17 protein-coding genes and 2 pseudogenes are annotated in these 13845 nt (G+C 54.9%); 10 read left to right on the forward strand and 9 right to left on the reverse strand.

The window, feature by feature from the left end:
* Positions 1-416 (reverse strand): annotated as a pseudogene (locus ACLTXB_RS17340) (hypothetical protein); the annotation flags it as partial.
* Between the two features lie 129 nt (positions 417-545).
* On the opposite strand from ACLTXB_RS17340, the gene ACLTXB_RS17345 reads away from it, so the two are divergent.
* Genes ACLTXB_RS17345 through hslO form a run of 3 tightly spaced genes read left to right on the forward strand, consistent with a single transcriptional unit; the run spans position 546 to position 2502 of the window.
* Positions 546-842, forward strand: coding sequence for a YerC/YecD family TrpR-related protein (locus ACLTXB_RS17345; RefSeq protein WP_428227814.1), 297 nt, complete (start codon positions 546-548; stop codon positions 840-842).
* The gene (locus ACLTXB_RS17350; protein WP_428227815.1) at positions 839-1609 is read left to right on the forward strand and encodes a class I SAM-dependent DNA methyltransferase; all 771 of its coding nucleotides are present in this window, start codon (positions 839-841) and stop codon (positions 1607-1609) included. The genes ACLTXB_RS17345 and ACLTXB_RS17350 overlap by 4 nt, the downstream gene beginning before the upstream one ends.
* A gap of 14 nt (positions 1610-1623) precedes the next feature.
* Positions 1624-2502, forward strand: coding sequence for an Hsp33 family molecular chaperone HslO (gene hslO, locus ACLTXB_RS17355; protein ID WP_428227816.1), 879 nt, complete (start codon positions 1624-1626; stop codon positions 2500-2502).
* A gap of 89 nt (positions 2503-2591) precedes the next feature.
* Here the strand turns inward: hslO and rpmF are convergent, their stop codons facing one another.
* A complete protein-coding gene (gene rpmF, locus ACLTXB_RS17360) occupies positions 2592-2777 on the reverse strand; it encodes a 50S ribosomal protein L32 (RefSeq protein WP_008980006.1) in 186 nt (61 codons plus the stop codon).
* A gap of 48 nt (positions 2778-2825) precedes the next feature.
* Complete coding sequence (locus tag ACLTXB_RS17365; RefSeq protein ID WP_008980005.1) at positions 2826-3329, reverse strand: YceD family protein; 504 nt, start codon at positions 3327-3329, stop codon at positions 2826-2828.
* Between the two features lie 166 nt (positions 3330-3495).
* On the opposite strand from ACLTXB_RS17365, the gene ACLTXB_RS17370 reads away from it, so the two are divergent.
* The 7 genes from ACLTXB_RS17370 (at position 3496) to ACLTXB_RS17400 (ending at position 9939) form a co-directional block, all read left to right on the forward strand.
* On the forward strand, positions 3496-4479 hold the full coding sequence (locus ACLTXB_RS17370) for an RluA family pseudouridine synthase (RefSeq protein ID WP_008980004.1): 984 nt from the start codon (positions 3496-3498) through the stop codon (positions 4477-4479).
* Between the two features lie 303 nt (positions 4480-4782).
* On the forward strand, positions 4783-5970 hold the full coding sequence (locus ACLTXB_RS17375; protein ID WP_428227817.1) for an ABC transporter ATP-binding protein: 1188 nt from the start codon (positions 4783-4785) through the stop codon (positions 5968-5970).
* On the forward strand, positions 5957-6820 hold the full coding sequence (locus ACLTXB_RS17380) for an ABC transporter permease (RefSeq protein ID WP_008980002.1): 864 nt from the start codon (positions 5957-5959) through the stop codon (positions 6818-6820). The genes ACLTXB_RS17375 and ACLTXB_RS17380 overlap by 14 nt, the downstream gene beginning before the upstream one ends.
* 32 nt (positions 6821-6852) lie before the next feature.
* Positions 6853-7677 (forward strand): ABC transporter permease, encoded by an 825-nt coding sequence (locus ACLTXB_RS17385; RefSeq protein WP_428227822.1) that lies wholly within the window; start codon positions 6853-6855, stop codon positions 7675-7677.
* A 54-nt stretch (positions 7678-7731) separates the two neighbouring features.
* Positions 7732-8844 carry an ABC transporter substrate-binding protein gene (locus tag ACLTXB_RS17390; RefSeq protein ID WP_040648792.1) on the forward strand — a complete coding sequence of 371 codons (1113 nt, stop codon included), beginning with the start codon at positions 7732-7734 and terminating at the stop codon, positions 8842-8844.
* Between the two features lie 464 nt (positions 8845-9308).
* Positions 9309-9542, forward strand: coding sequence for a helix-turn-helix transcriptional regulator (locus tag ACLTXB_RS17395; RefSeq protein ID WP_008980001.1), 234 nt, complete (start codon positions 9309-9311; stop codon positions 9540-9542).
* The gene (locus tag ACLTXB_RS17400) at positions 9526-9939 is read left to right on the forward strand and encodes a hypothetical protein (protein WP_008980000.1); all 414 of its coding nucleotides are present in this window, start codon (positions 9526-9528) and stop codon (positions 9937-9939) included. Before ACLTXB_RS17395 ends, ACLTXB_RS17400 begins: the two co-directional genes overlap by 17 nt.
* Positions 9940-9987: 48 nt before the next feature.
* On the opposite strand, the gene ACLTXB_RS17405 is transcribed toward ACLTXB_RS17400, so the two are convergent.
* The 6 genes and pseudogenes from ACLTXB_RS17405 to ACLTXB_RS17430 form a co-directional block, all read right to left on the reverse strand.
* Positions 9988-10467 (reverse strand): dihydrofolate reductase, encoded by a 480-nt coding sequence (locus ACLTXB_RS17405; protein WP_008979999.1) that lies wholly within the window; start codon positions 10465-10467, stop codon positions 9988-9990.
* A 13-nt stretch (positions 10468-10480) separates the two neighbouring features.
* Positions 10481-11311: a thymidylate synthase gene (thyA, locus tag ACLTXB_RS17410; RefSeq protein ID WP_428227818.1), complete on the reverse strand. Its 831-nt coding sequence runs from the start codon at positions 11309-11311 to the stop codon at positions 10481-10483.
* 131 nt (positions 11312-11442) lie between these two features.
* Positions 11443-11589: pseudogene (locus ACLTXB_RS17415) on the reverse strand (sporulation transcriptional regulator SpoIIID); the annotation flags it as partial.
* Complete coding sequence (locus tag ACLTXB_RS17420) at positions 11576-13111, reverse strand: recombinase family protein (RefSeq protein WP_428227819.1); 1536 nt, start codon at positions 13109-13111, stop codon at positions 11576-11578. The gene ACLTXB_RS17420 and the pseudogene ACLTXB_RS17415, both read right to left, overlap by 14 nt.
* A gap of 91 nt (positions 13112-13202) precedes the next feature.
* On the reverse strand, positions 13203-13382 hold the full coding sequence (locus ACLTXB_RS17425; RefSeq protein WP_428227820.1) for a hypothetical protein: 180 nt from the start codon (positions 13380-13382) through the stop codon (positions 13203-13205).
* A gap of 242 nt (positions 13383-13624) precedes the next feature.
* Positions 13625-13845: hypothetical protein (locus ACLTXB_RS17430; RefSeq protein ID WP_428227821.1), on the reverse strand; the 221-nt coding region annotated here is incomplete at its 5' end.

Here is a 13845-nt window from a genome sequence, read left to right on the forward strand (position 1 = left end):
CCCTTTGCCAGCGGCCGCCCGTCGGGCAGCGTCCAGATATCTGCGGTTCGCACCTGAAGAGGCCGTCCGTCTCCCCAATCCTCCCAGGCGTCCATGACCACGCTGAGCGTCTCCTCATTCTGAAAGGTCACCTGCCCCTCCAGGCGGGCGCTCCAGGTCCGGAAGGCCCGCCCCTCCTCCTGGCATGCAGACAGATCCAAGCAAGCGCGGCAATACAGTTCCTTCTCCCAGCGCTTGCGCCAGGTCTGGACCACCTGCCGGTAATACTGGCTCACCCTCCGTCCCCCGCGGCCTCCCCGCTGGATCTCCGGCCAGGACAAAGCCAGCGAAAGTACCGGTTCTCCACGTAATTTGAGCTTCTTTTCTTCCTTCTTCCACACCACCTGCCAAGACTGAGGCAATCCGCTTTCCTTCATGGAAACTCCCCCCTTTTCCGCCCATCCTATGAAATGATGGGAGAAAAGGTGTGGTCTCTCTTTATTTTCACAAGCTAGTGTGTTACAATATAACTCAATCCATGTTTTTCCCATAAGAAAGGAGCCGCCATGTCCAAGTTTTATGATAAACCCTCCAGCGACCTGCTGTACCAGGCCATGCTGGAGCTCCACAGTGCGGAGGAGTGCCGTGAATTTTTGCAGGACCTGTGCACCGTATCAGAATTAAAGGCCATGGAACAGCGCATGGAAGTGGCCATGCTGCTGGATGACGGCCTTATCTACAGCGAAATTCTGGAGCGCACCGGTGCCTCCAGCGCCACCATTAGCCGGGTAAACCGGTGTCTTCACTACGGGGCTAACGGTTATCGGACCATCCTGCCCCGGCTGAAGGAGCGGCAGAAATGAACAGCTATGATTTCCTGGCGGGTTGCTACGACGAGTTTACCACCGATGTAGGCTACTCTGCCTGGGCTGACTATATTGAGGCTCATTTCCGCCGCCGGGGACTGCCGGGCAAAACGGTATTGGATCTGGCCTGCGGCACCGGTTCTCTCACGCGGGAGCTGGCCCAGCGGGGCTATGAGATGATCGGTGTGGACCTGTCCCCGGAGATGCTGGCCGAGGCCGCAGAGAAAAACCAGGATGTGGACGGCATTCCCCCCATTTTTCTGTGTCAGTCCATGGACAAGCTGAACCTGTACGGCACCATCGATGCCTGCGTGTGCTGCTTGGACAGCGTCAATTATGTCACTGACCCCAAAAAGCTGCAAAAGGCTTTTGAACGGATTTATCTGTTCCTGATGCCCGGCGGGGTGTTTTTGTTTGATATCAACACCCCGGAGAAGCTCCGGGGCCTGGACGGTCAGGTTTTCCTGGACGAGACCGAGGACGCCTACTGCGTGTGGCGTGCCGAGTACTCCCAGCGCAGCCGCATCTGCTCCTACTTTATGGACATTTTCCGTCTGGATGAGGAGAGTGGCCTGTGGGAGCGTGGCGAAGAGCTGCACCGGGAGCGGTCCTATGAGCCCCAGGAGCTGGTGGAATATCTCACTCAGGCGGGCTTTCAGGACATCCGTCAGTACGGCAACCTGAAAATGCGCTCCCCCAAGCCGGGAGAGGACCGCATCTTCTTTACCGCCCGAAAAAATCCCAAGCTGACCACACAAATTTAAGGAGAATTCTTTTTATGCGCGACGAATTGGTAAGAGCCATTACCGCTGACGGCCTGGTCAAGGCCGTGGCGATCACCGGCCGGGACCTGGTAGAGCGGGCCCGACAAATCCACACCCTCCTTCCTGTTGCCACAGCCGCCCTGGGCCGCTCTCTGCTGGGAGCCTCCATGCTGGGCGACATGCTGAAAGAGGATGGTGCCTCCCTCACCCTGCAAATCAAGGGCGGAGGCCCTCTGGGCACCGTGCTTGCTGTATCGGACAACCAGGGCAACGTGCGTGGCTATGTTCAGAATCCCCACGTGGAGCTCATGGAGATCGAGCCGGGTAAGCTGGATGTCGGCCGGGCCGTGGGTACGGCGGGCACCCTCACCGTGATCAAAGACCTGAACATGAAAGAGCCCTATGTGGGCACCATCGGCCTGTTCTCCGGCGAGATCGCCGACGACCTGGCCATGTACTTTGTAGAGAGCGAGCAGATCCCCACCGCCTGTGCCCTGGGCGTGCTGGTGAGCACCGACCAGTCGGTGACCAGCGCGGGTGGCTATCTCATCCAGCTGCTGCCCGGCGCCGGAGAGGACATCATCTCCAAGATCGAGGCCGGCGTGCGCCGGGTCGGGTCTGTGAGCCGCGCCCTGGAGGGCGGTCTGGACGCCCGTGGCCTTCTGGAGGCGGTATTGTCTGACTTTGAACTGGAGATCCTGGAGACCCATCCGGTGGAGTACCGCTGCTACTGCAATCGGGACCGGGTGACCCGAGCGCTCATCAGCATGGGCCGGGAGGAGCTGGAGTCTCTGATCCAGGAGCAGGGACAGGCGGAACTCACCTGCCAGTTCTGCGACCGGGTCTACCCCTTCACCAAAGAGGAGCTGGAGGCCCTGTTGGCCAAGATGTAAACGAACAAAGGGAGCGGAGAAATTCTCCGCTCCCTTCGTTTTGGGTAAAAAAAAGGCTGCTGTCCAAACAGCAGTCTTTTTTTCGCAAATTACTGAGCCTCCACCTTGCCGAAAGAACGGCCATTGTAGGTCAGGCAATTTTTGCACATCCGGTGAGGCAGCCGATAGGCACCGCACTTGGGGCAGGTCACGATACCGGGAGTCTCCAGCTTCCAGTGGGAGCTGCGCCGCTTATCGCGCCGTGCCTTGGACACTTTTCTCTTAGGAACCGCCATTGGTGACACCTCCTTCGGTTTGCGTGCCGTAAAGCACTTTTGGACTACTCAGCTTTCTTTATCCAACAGCTGCGCAAGCGCCGCCAATCGTGGATCCACTTCAGGTCTGCACCCGCAGGGGCCGAGGTTCAGATCGGCTCCACACTTGGCGCACAGCCCTTTGCAGTCTTCTGAGCAAAGGTTCTTTGTATCCATCGCAAGGACAAAGGCCGTGGTGACCAGCTCGTCCAGATCCAGTTCATTGCCGTCCAGAAGAAAAATCTCATCTTCACTGTCCTCCTGCTCCAGCTCATCAGCCAGAAGCATGTCCAGCGCGACTACCTTCTCCCGGGAAAATTCCTTCCCACAACGGTCACAAACCAAATCCAGCTCCGAGCGGGCCGTTCCGTTCAGGACCAGAGCGCCCGCGTGGTTGACCACGCTCCCCTGGGCCAAAACAGGCCGCACGATGGGCTTACGCCCATAAAACTCCAGGTCGGACAAATCCACCTGGCATTGGAAGGATTTTTCCGCGTCCGGAACCAGAATCACATCTCTTAAATCCAGCCGCATGCGGTTCCCTCCTTCGGGGCAAGACCCCATACTCGCGTAATGGTACGGAGAGTATTATAATGAACTCTAAGGAAAATGTCAAACCTTTTTTTGCAGTTGACAAATATATTTTTTTATGATGCAATCTAATCAGAATATAACACATGTAACAAAGGACGGCAACGGTATGAAAGAATTCACCATTGCAAAAAATGACGCGGGGCAGCGGCTGGACCGCTGGCTGGCCAAGACCCTTCCCCTGCTCCCCGCCCCTCTGGCACAAAAGTATATCCGCCTGAAGCGGGTCAAGGTCAACGGCAAGGGTTCCAAGCGGGATGTACGCCTGCAGGTGGGAGACGTGTTACAGCTCTATATCAACGATGAGTTCTTTGACCGCCCCACCCCGGAAAACGCCTTTCTCTCCCTCTATCAGCCCAAGCTGAATATTCTATATGAGGATGAGCACATCCTTCTCTTGGACAAGCGGCCCGGTCTGGTGGTCCACCCCGACGAGACGGAACGGGTCAACACGCTGCTCACCCACATCCAGGCCTACCTTTATCAGAAGAAGGAATGGTCCCCCTATAAGGAAAATTCCTTCGCCCCCGCTCTATGCAACCGCATCGACCGCAACACCGGCGGTATCGTCATCGCCGCCAAGACTGCCGAGGCCCTGCGGGTGATGAATCAAAAGATCAAGGACCGGGAGCTGAGCAAGTTCTATCTGTGTGCCGTCCTAGGCCGTATGGAGCCCCGGGAGGGCAAGCTGGAGGGATTCATCTGGAAGGACGAAGTGAAAAAGCAGGTCTACGTCCGCAGCCGTCCCCAGCCCGGAGCCAAAACCGCCATTACCTTATATAAGACTCTGGCGGTGCAGAACGGACTGTCCCTGGTGGAGTGCGACTTGATCACTGGGCGCACCCATCAGATCCGCGCCCAGTTTGCCGCCGCCGGCCACCCCCTGCTGGGCGACGGTAAGTACGGCAGCGAGCGGGAAAACCGGAAATACGGCCGCCACGGCCAGGCTCTGTACTCCTACCGCCTGGAGTTCCGCTTTACCACCGACGCCGGACCGCTGGAGCACCTCAACGGCCGCAGCTTCCAGGTGGAGGATGTGGATTTCCTGGCGGACTACTTCCCCGGCTTTCACCTCTCCGGTCAGGAGGCGTAACGCTTCTCCAATCTGCGTCCGTCCCCATTTTTTACGGAATTTTCTCCTATTTTTTCTTCTTTTTTGTCTCAGGTCCCCGATTCTCCTTAATTCGCGTTTTTTCTCCTTCAAACAGCGGTTTTCCTGCTGTTTTTGCCTCCTAAAATTCCCCGATGTTTTCGACAAAATCCATTGACATTTTTATAGGAAACAGATATAGTGTATCTCGCTATCCGTGACTACCCAGGGGGCTTTGCGCCCTTTTTGGGTGATATAACAAGGGAGCTGACATTTTTATTATAAAACAGAAATGGGGGAGGATATATGTCTAAGGAGTTGATCCGCCTGTCAAACTGCACCATGGCCTTTGACGGCGACGTGGTCCTTGACAACATCAACCTTTATATCAACGATCAGGAATTCCTCACGCTGCTGGGTCCCAGTGGGTGCGGCAAGACAACCACGCTTCGTATCATCGGTGGTTTTCAGACGCCTACCCAGGGGGACGTATTTTTTGACGGCGTGAGGATTAATGATGTTCCGCCTCATAAACGGGCGATCAATACGGTTTTCCAGCGCTACGCCCTGTTCCCCCATTTAAATGTATTTGAAAATATCGCCTTTGGTCTGCGCATCCCCAAGGAGGACCCGGAGACCAAGCGCAAGGTCAAACTGCCTGAGCAGGAGATCCATGACCGGGTCATGGAGATGCTCCACGTGGTCAACCTCAACGGATTTGAGAAGCGCTCTGTATCCTCTCTGTCCGGCGGACAGCAGCAGCGTGTGGCCATCGCCCGCGCTCTGGTCAACCGGCCCAAGGTCCTGCTGCTGGACGAGCCTCTGGGGGCCCTGGACCTGCGCCTGCGTAAGGACATGCAGAATGAGCTCAAGCGCATCCAGCAGGCCATGGGCATCACCTTTATCTACGTCACCCACGATCAGGAAGAGGCCCTGTCCATGTCGGACACCGTGGTGGTCATGGACGCGGGCAAGATCCAGCAGATCGGCACTCCTGAGGATATTTACAACGAGCCGAAGAACGCCTTCGTGGCCGACTTCATCGGCGAGTCCAACATCATTGACGGCATCATGCGCGCCGACGGCGTGGTGGAGATCTTCAACCGCCGCTTCCAGTGCCTGGACAAGGGCTTTGAGAAGGACGAGCCGGTGGACGTAGTCATCCGTCCCGAGGATGTGGACATTGTAGACGAGGCGGCGGGCCAGCTCAAGGGCACCGTCACCAACGTTACCTTCAAGGGAATGCACTACGATATCATCGTAGACTTCTATGGCTTTAAGTGGCTCATTCAGACCACCGACTTCTGCCCCGAGGGCTCCCACATCGGCATCAAGATCGATCCCGACGGCTTCCACGTGATGAAAAAGAGCCACTATTCCGGCATGTTTGGCGACTACTCCTCTTACAGTGAGGAGTATGACGAGATCGGCGACGCCACCTACGATCCGGACCAGGAGGAAGACCCTCGGGAGGACCCGGATGAAGAAGAATAAGCTGGCTCTGTTCTCCATCCCCTATGTAATTTGGATGGCTCTGTTTGTGGTGGCCCCCATCATCATGGTGGTCATCTACGCCTTTACCGCCGCGCCCCCGGACGGCGGCTTTACTCTGGCTAACTTCTCCCGCATGGGCGACTACGCCGTGGTGTTTGCCCGCTCCTTCCAGCTGGCCATCATCGCAACCTTGATCTGTGTGCTCATCGGCTATCCGGTGGCCTACTTTATGGCCAAGGAGGGTCCCGGCTTCCAGCGCACCGCCATGATGATCATCATGCTGCCCATGTGGATGAATTTCCTTCTGCGCACCTACTCCTGGCTGGCCATTTTGGAGAAGAACGGTTTCCTCAACCAGTTTTTCTCCGCCATCGGCCTATTCAATCTCATCAACAACATCTTCGGCACCGATATCACCTACTTTAAGATGATCGGCACCTCGGGCGCTGTGGTGCTGGGCATGGTATATAACTACCTGCCCTTTATGATCCTGCCCATCTACTCTGTCATCATCAAGCTGGACCACTCCCTGCTGGAGGCCGCCCGGGATTTGGGTGCCAGTTCCACCGTGGTGTTCCGCCGGGTCATCTTCCCCCTGTCTCTGCCCGGCATTCTGTCCGGTGTGACGATGGTCTTTGTCCCGTCGGTTTCTACCTTTGCCATCTCCCGTTTGATGGGAGGCGGCACGCAGATGATGCTGGGCGATCTCATTGAGCTGCAATTCCTGGGCGGTGCGTATAATCCCTATCTGGGCAGCGCCATCGCTCTGGTGATGATGGTCATTGTCATCATCTGCATGTATGTGATGAACCGCTTCGGCGAGGGAGAAGAGGAGGCGATGCTGCTGTGAACAAGAAAAATTCCTTCGGCAGCCGCCTGTTCATGGGACTGGTGTTTCTGTTTCTGTACGCCCCCATCCTGCTGCTGATCGTCTTCTCCTTTAATGCGGGCAACAGCAGCGCGGTATGGAAGGGCTTCTCTCTGAAATGGTACGTGGAGCTCTTCCAGGATCGGCTGATCATGCAGAGCGTCTACACCACCCTGCTGGTTTCTGTGCTGGCCACTCTCATCGCTACTGTGGCAGGCACCTTCGCTGCCATCGGCTTTTACAATATGAAGCGCCGCTGGCGCAATCCTCTGCTCACCATCAACAACATCCCTATGATGAATGCGGATATTGTCACCGGTGTGAGCCTGTGTCTGCTCTTTGTGGCAGCCTTTGGGGCCTGGAACGGCTTTGTGACCTGGATGGAGGAAACCTACCGGCTCACCGCTCCCCGGCTCTACCAGGGCTTCGCCACCCTGCTCATCGCCCACATCACCTTCAACATCCCCTATGTGATCCTGTCGGTGAGTCCCAAGCTGCGCCAGATGGACAAAAATCTCATCGACGCGGCGCAGGACCTGGGCTGCACCTGGATGCAGGCGTTCTGGAAGGTGGCTCTGCCTGAGATCAAGCCGGGCATCGTCTCTGGTATGCTCATCGCCTTTACCATGAGCATCGACGACTTTGTCATCTCCTACTTCACCGCCGGTGCTACCACTTCCACCCTGGCCATGGCTATTTACAGCATGACCAAAAAGCGGGTCAGCCCGGAGATCAACGCCATCTCCACCCTGCTGTTCGGCGCGGTACTTCTGCTGCTGGTCATTGTCAACGTGCTGGAGGCCCGGCAGGAAAAACAGCAGGCCAAAAAACTTTCCTGATCTCCCGGCCCTGAGCCTTGAGATAATTCTGATTTGAAATTGGAGGAATGGTCTATGAAACGAATGACCGCCTTTGCCCTTGCCGCTTCTCTGGTGCTGGGTCTGGCCGGCTGTGCCATGGATGATCCCGCTTCCAGCGGAAGCCAGGGCGGCAACGGCTCCACCGGCAAGCGTGAGGTCAACGTGTGTAGCTGGGGCGAGTATATTGACACCGATCTGATCACTGAGTTTGAGAAAGCTACCGGTATCAAGGTTAACTACACCACTGCCGAGAGCAACGAGGCTCTGTATGCCAAGCTGGCCGGCGCCAACTACGACGTGATCGTCCCCTCGGACTACATGATCTCTCAGCTCATTGAAGAGGGCAAGTTGGCTGAGCTCAACTATGACAACATCCCCAACTTCTCCAAGATCGACGACCGGTTCAAAAATCTGTCCTACGATCCCGAGAACAAGTACACCGTCCCCTACACTTGGGGCACCGTGGGTATCATCTACAACTCCACCATGGTGGACGAGCCCATCACCAGCTGGGACGCCATGTTCGACACCAAGTACGCCGGCAATGTGCTGATGTTCAACAACTCCCGTGACGCTCTGGGCATCGCCCTGATGGATCTGGGCTACTCGGTCAACACCGACAGCAAAGAGGAGCTCCAGCAGGCCTATGATCTGCTGGCTGAGGCCAAGGCCAACGGCGTGTATCAGGGCTTCGTCATGGACGAGGTGTTCCAGAAGATGGAGCAGGGCAACGCCGCTATCTGCGCTTACTATGCCGGTGACTACCTCACCATGCTGGAGAACAATCCCGACCTGAAGTTCGTTGTTCCCGAGGAGGGCTCCAACTGGTTCGTGGATGCCATGTGCGTGCTGAAGGACGCTCAGCACAAGGAGGAAGCGGAGGAGTGGATCAACTTCATGTGCTCCACTGAGGCTTCTCTGCGGAACATGGACTACATCTGGTACGCCTCTCCCAATGCTGAGGCTCTGGAGCAGTATCCCGAGTACTATGAGGAGACCTACGGCGAGCCCCTGGACATGGAGCTCTACGAGATCATGGCCGCTCCTCAGACTGTTCTGAACAACTGCGAAGCCTATCTGGTTCGTCCTCTGGAAACCCGTACTCTGTACAACGACCTTTGGACCAGCCTGGGCATCCAGTCCTGACCAATCCGTCCGCGCTCTCAGCAATGAGAGCGCGGACTTTTTTCCTGTTTACACTTTATTCACTCTTTTGTCTTAATTTTGTGATGATTTCCCTCAGTAGTGTGGTATCCTATGGATGGATCAAGGATCCAGATGTTTTCCCCTTCTTGACTGGCGGCAGGTTTCCCTCCATTCCTGCCGCAGGAGCTGAGGTCCCGCACACCTCTCCTCCACCAGGCTCCGGCTGCGCCGGATCAACCTGATACTTTGGCGCTGTGCGCCTCACTGTCACCCGGACCGGGCATCGGTCTGCTCCGGGCGACAGACCAAATGTTCTCCGGTCTGGTTTTCCAGGCCGGTTTTTTGATGTCCTTTTACAATATGAAGTTTCCTTCATATTTCTCTTGACACCAAGAGTTTCTTGCTGTAATATGAAGTTAAGTTCATACGAAGCATACTTCACATTTAAGCAAGGGGGGCATGTCATGAAGACGCGCATTAAAGAGCTGCGCACCCAGCTCGGGTTAACACAGCAGCAGCTGGCCGATCTGGTCCATGTGTCCAACCGCACCATCATTTCCATTGAGAAGGAACAGTACAGCCCCTCTCTCATGCTGGCTTATCGATTGGCCCAGGTCTTCCACACCACGGTGGAGGAGCTGTGCTGTCTGAAAGAAAACAAAGAATGGGAGGATCAATGCTATGAAAATCAAAAATAAGCGTGCCTTGGCTTCTGGCGTGATAGCAACTGCGGTTGGTATTCTGGCTCTATCCGCATGGGCTGCCGGAGCAGGCAACCGCTTTCTCCTGGCCGCAGTGCTGCTGGCCGCTTTAGCTCTGGTCAATTATTCCCGTTCACTCAGCCAAAAAGGTGTTCTGGAGGAGTTGGAACAGCAGGCAGATGAGCGGGACCGCTACCTGGTCATGAAAACCAGCCACATTTTGCTCCAAATCACCAACTATGTGCTGTGTGGCGCAACCTTTCTCTTTTTAGCTGCCTATGGGGCATGGAAGTCTCCGATCCTTCTGGCAGTAGCCATCACCCTTTGCGCTATACTGCTGTTCTTGTTTATTGGGACACTGATTATCAACACAAGGCTGGAACATCAAGAATAAGAAAACCGCGGGCTTTCGGCGCTGATACACCGAAAGCCCGCGGCATTTTTATTGGATTCTGGAATAAGTCACGTAGTGATAGGAGATCCCATCCTGCTCCAGGCTCTCGCTCTCCTCGCTTACCTCCCACTCGCCCGACTGGTCCAAATTGGGGAAGTAGGTATCGGCAGGAAAGCCGGCATGGATTTTTGTGACATAAGCGGTATCACAGTAGGGAAGCAGCTGCTCATAGACTGAAGCACCGCCAATCACAAAGGCGTCTCCGTCCGCTTGCTTTACCAGCTCCTCCACAGAGGAAAACACTTCGGCTCCCTCCGCCTGGAATTGAGGATTCCGGGACAAAATCAAATTGCGGCGGTTCTTCAACGGCCGCCCTCCGGGAAAGGTTGCCAGAGTCTTGCGGCCCAGAATCACAGTATGGCCGCTGGTAAGCGTCCGGAACCGCTTCAAATCCTCCTTCAAATAGACCAGCTGATCCCCATCCTTTCCGATGGCCCAGTTCTGGTCCACTGCGACGATCAAATTCATTTCGTCCCCCTCCTTATACTGCCACCGGGATCTTCTCCTCCAGGGGATGGGCCTGATAGCCCTCCAGGCGGAAGCTGTCCTTGGTAAAGGCGTAGAAGTCTGTGACAGACTTGTCCATGATGAACTTAGGCGCATCATAGGGCTGACGCGCGATGATCTCCTCCACAATGGGCACGTGGCGGTCATAGATGTGGGCATCGGCAATGACATGGACCAGCTCTCCCGCCTCCAGGCCAGACACCTGGGCAAACATATGCAGCAGCACCGCGTACTGCATCACGTTCCAGCCGTTGGCGGTAAGCATATCCTGAGAGCGCTGGTTCAGGATCCCGTTGAGGGTATTGCCGCTGACGTTGAAGGTCATGGAATAGGCGCAGGGATAAAGCGCCATCTCACTGAGATCATGGTGGTTATACAGGTTGGTGAGGATGCGGCGGGAGCCGGGATCGTGCTTGAGGTCCCAGAGCACCTTATCCACCTGGTCCATATCCCCCTGGGGATAGTGGTGCTTCACGCCCAACTGGTAACCGTAGGCCTTGCCGATGGTGCCGTTCTCATCGGCCCAGGCATCCCAGATGTGGCTGCTGAGCTGATGGACGTCGTTGGACTTCTTCTGCCAGATCCATAACAGCTCGTCCACTGCGGACTTTAAAAACTGCTTGCGCACCGTGATGATGGGAAACTCTTTGCGCAAGTCGTAGCGGTTGACTACCCCGAAAAGCCTGATGGTGTGGGCAGGGGTACCGTCCTCCCAGCGAGGACGGACGGGGCGATCGGTATCCCACACGCCCTTACTTAAAATATCCTGACAAGTTTGAATAAATACCTGGTCGGCGTAGCTCATGGCTCTTTCTCCTTTTGTACTTGGGGATAATGGAAACCTTTTAACCGTATTTTTCCTTCAAAAGGCCAAATTTTTTCATTATATTTTAACACAGGGGACGGCGGGATACAAGCCCGCCGTCCCCTGCCGGATCAGATTCCTTTATATTTCCTTCGTGTGGCCATTCCGCCCCGAATATGTCTCTGCGCCTTGTTTTCATCCAAAATTCCCTTTACCTGAAGATAGAGAGGTCGATTAAAGGCCGGCAGACGTTCTGACAGATCCTTATGTTTCGTAGTTACGAATTAGAACGGTTTCGTCCAGGCCCAAATCGCCGAACAGGCGCAGATAAATATCCACGTTCCCGTCCTTGTCCACTTCGATCTTCTGGATGATCCGCTTGAGTTGGGTGTTGGTCATCTGACGCACATCGGCAATGTCCTCGATCTCCCGGAAGGTCTGATTCAGAATAGATTCCAGTTGTTCCCCTTTGGTGAGATGGTAAGATACCATTTTCAGCTCGTTTTCCAGCCGCTCGATCTCTTTGCGCATCCCGCCGATCTTGTCGTTCAATTCCTCTCTGCTGATGAGGTCATCGGCATACATATCCATATATTTCTGCCTGGTCTTTTGCAGTTTGGCAAGCTGAGCGGTCAGCTCCTTTTCGTAGTTCAAATTTTCGTCCTTTGCTTTATATACCCGCTGAAATTCATGGATGACATAGCGGATGACATTTTTCTTTGCCTTGAGCACTCCTGCAAAGTATTCCTGCAAAACCTCAATCAGTTCATCTTCGTCCACCGTCACTGCATTAGGACAGTTGTCGGCACCTTTGCCATTGTGGCCGGAGCAGACCCAGCGGACATAGGTGTTCTTGTAGGTGCGGACGGTGCGCCGGAAGGACCAGCCACACTCCTTGCACTTGATGAGAGTGGAGAACAGGTATTTGTTACTTTGCCGCTCCTTGTCCACTTTGAAAGCCTGTCCACGGGACTGCATGATCTGTTGGGCCTGTTCAAAGGTTTCCGGGTCAACGATCCGCAGGTCCGGCCGCTCCACCACCATCCATTCCGAAGTGTCCTTATCCACCCGCTGGCCGGTTAAGAAGTCGGTCACTTCCTGTTTGCCGTTGATGATCTTCCCGGTATAGAGTTTGTTGGTCAGGATGCGGCAGACACCGTTCTGGCTCCATTGGCAGTTCCGCTTTGTCCGCAACCCCCGCTCATTGAGGAAGATGGAGATCTTTGCTGCACCATAGCCGTCTTTGATATACCACTCATAAATCTGGCGGACAACCGCCGCTTCTTCCTCGTTGATCGCAAGGTTGAAGTAATCCCCGATGGTCTTATCGTACCCGTAGACAATGTTGGGGACTCTTCCCTTTTCAGCGTTCATTTTCTTACCGAACTTCACCCGCTTGGAGGTGTTGGCACTCTCCTCCTGGGCCAGGGCTCCGAAGATGGTCAACACAAATTCGCTGTTGCCCATGCTGGTCATGTTGGCGGTCAGAAACTGTGTTTCGATCCCCAACGCTTTCAGCTTGCGGACATTCTGCAGGAGGTCCACCGTGTTCCGGGCGAAGCGGGAGATGTCCTTGACCACAACCATATCAAAGAGGCCATGCTCCGCGTCTGACATCATCCGCAGAAACTCTTTTCGGTTTTTGATTTTTGTCCCGGAAATGCCCTCGTCAGCATACAGCCGCACCAGGTTGTCCCCGGTGCGTTTGGTATATTCAGAAAAGAATTCTTTCTGTGCCTCCAGGCTATTGAGCTGATCTTTCTTATCCGTGGATACCCGGCAGTAAGCAGCAATATTCATAGCAACCTCTCCGTTATTTTTATACCGTTCTGTTACATCGTTATTCTACTATATGTTGTTTTAAATTTCAACAACAAAAAGGGCACCCTTTTCAAACAGGATGCCCCTCATCAATTTCTTTCTCCATATCTTTAAGCCCATCTGCAGCTACCTGTATAGCGGACTGCACCTTTTCCTGATTTGCTTCCAACAGGATTTTCAAGATGTAGTCGGCGGTGACTGCCGCTGGATTAGGGTTATGGAACTGATAATTTAATTTTCGTTTCTTCACAGCGGAGTCTCCACCTCCTTCCCGCTTACACTGGTCTATCATTATGAAGTCCAGATTGAGAATAGTACTTTCCGCTAAAATGTCTTTTGGGGCATCGAACGGTCATCAATGTCAGCTCATACTCTGCTGCCAGGTTGGGTCGTCTGTGTGATCGTCCTCTTTGTGACCGAGGGAAATTTTCTTTTGCCGCTGCTGTCGGAGCACTTTCCGGTCGGTGTACTGGTGCATGGTGGTGGCATCCCTTACAGAACCAGAAGCTTGACCGCGCTCCAGAGAGCGGATAAGCCGGACCAGATCGTTTGCAAGACCACCATCCCCACCATCGTCCCCAGCAAGATCAGGGCCAGCCACAACAGCACCGACATCGCTGTCTCCAGACTGGGAGGCGAAACAGAAATCTCTTTCTTCTTCCCAGCCTGTCGCAGCAGCGCCTGTATTTCCGCCACATCCCGCGCCAGGGCCT

This window comes from Flintibacter sp., from assembly GCF_046973065.1.

What these genes read in the sequence shown, in the direction of transcription:
- ACLTXB_RS17385 (WP_428227822.1), top strand. Translation starts at nt 6,853, where the DNA reads ATGGGACTGGTGTTTCTGTTTCTGTACGCCCCCATCCTGCTGCTGATC.
- thyA (WP_428227818.1), bottom strand. Translation starts at nt 11,311, where the DNA reads ATGAGCTACGCCGACCAGGTATTTATTCAAACTTGTCAGGATATTTTA.
- ACLTXB_RS17365 (WP_008980005.1), bottom strand. Translation starts at nt 3,329, where the DNA reads ATGCGGCTGGATTTAAGAGATGTGATTCTGGTTCCGGACGCGGAAAAA.
- ACLTXB_RS17395 (WP_008980001.1), top strand. Translation starts at nt 9,309, where the DNA reads ATGAAGACGCGCATTAAAGAGCTGCGCACCCAGCTCGGGTTAACACAG.
- ACLTXB_RS17350 (WP_428227815.1), top strand. Translation starts at nt 839, where the DNA reads ATGAACAGCTATGATTTCCTGGCGGGTTGCTACGACGAGTTTACCACC.
- ACLTXB_RS17345 (WP_428227814.1), top strand. Translation starts at nt 546, where the DNA reads ATGTCCAAGTTTTATGATAAACCCTCCAGCGACCTGCTGTACCAGGCC.
- ACLTXB_RS17370 (WP_008980004.1), top strand. Translation starts at nt 3,496, where the DNA reads ATGAAAGAATTCACCATTGCAAAAAATGACGCGGGGCAGCGGCTGGAC.
- ACLTXB_RS17390 (WP_040648792.1), top strand. Translation starts at nt 7,732, where the DNA reads ATGAAACGAATGACCGCCTTTGCCCTTGCCGCTTCTCTGGTGCTGGGT.
- ACLTXB_RS17405 (WP_008979999.1), bottom strand. Translation starts at nt 10,467, where the DNA reads ATGAATTTGATCGTCGCAGTGGACCAGAACTGGGCCATCGGAAAGGAT.
- hslO (WP_428227816.1), top strand. Translation starts at nt 1,624, where the DNA reads ATGCGCGACGAATTGGTAAGAGCCATTACCGCTGACGGCCTGGTCAAG.
- rpmF (WP_008980006.1), bottom strand. Translation starts at nt 2,777, where the DNA reads ATGGCGGTTCCTAAGAGAAAAGTGTCCAAGGCACGGCGCGATAAGCGG.
- ACLTXB_RS17375 (WP_428227817.1), top strand. Translation starts at nt 4,783, where the DNA reads ATGTCTAAGGAGTTGATCCGCCTGTCAAACTGCACCATGGCCTTTGAC.
- ACLTXB_RS17380 (WP_008980002.1), top strand. Translation starts at nt 5,957, where the DNA reads ATGAAGAAGAATAAGCTGGCTCTGTTCTCCATCCCCTATGTAATTTGG.
- ACLTXB_RS17420 (WP_428227819.1), bottom strand. Translation starts at nt 13,111, where the DNA reads ATGAATATTGCTGCTTACTGCCGGGTATCCACGGATAAGAAAGATCAG.
- ACLTXB_RS17400 (WP_008980000.1), top strand. Translation starts at nt 9,526, where the DNA reads ATGAAAATCAAAAATAAGCGTGCCTTGGCTTCTGGCGTGATAGCAACT.